This window comes from Pedobacter sp. ASV12, from assembly GCF_016429155.1.
Lineage (GTDB): Bacteria > Bacteroidota > Bacteroidia > Sphingobacteriales > Sphingobacteriaceae > Pedobacter.
In genome coordinates this window covers 1-462 of record NZ_JAELUC010000292.1, presented here as the reverse complement: position 1 = coordinate 462, position 462 = coordinate 1, and the positions used below count along the sequence as shown (strand labels likewise).

Sequence of the window (462 nt, the reverse complement as noted above, 5' to 3'; positions counted from 1 at the left end):
GCATTGCATTGAGCAGAACCTAAAAGCGATGTAAAATAAGCTTCATCAAACTTGTAAAAATCGCCTGCCCCAACCCTTTCCATGTTTTGGATATACAACTTTGTAAATTGGACAATATCGTCGTATTGCTCCATTTCACGTAGTTGAAACCCCATTTTACGAGCTTTTTTAATCGCTTCTAAAGTAGATTTCCTATATTTTTTACGCTGTTCTTCAAGTGGCTGCCTTAAATCAATCGCTACTGTTTTGCCATTGTCAAATACGCCCCCCAGTTTTTCGAGCACAATGGTCTGATCAAAAAAGGGGTGGAACTTGGCAAAAACTGCAACATAATTTCCGCTGTTGAGAAATTCGACAAAACATTGCTGAAATTGTAAGATAAAATGTTCTCCGATATCGCTGAACCTCAAATTTGAAATTGGTCCCGCAAAACCATAAACTGAATGCAGATCGAAATAAGGC

At 38.3% G+C, this 462-nt stretch carries 1 pseudogene; it reads right to left on the bottom strand.

The window, feature by feature from the left end:
- Window positions 1-462: pseudogene (locus JHD69_RS20360) on the bottom strand (peptidoglycan bridge formation glycyltransferase FemA/FemB family protein); the annotation flags it as partial.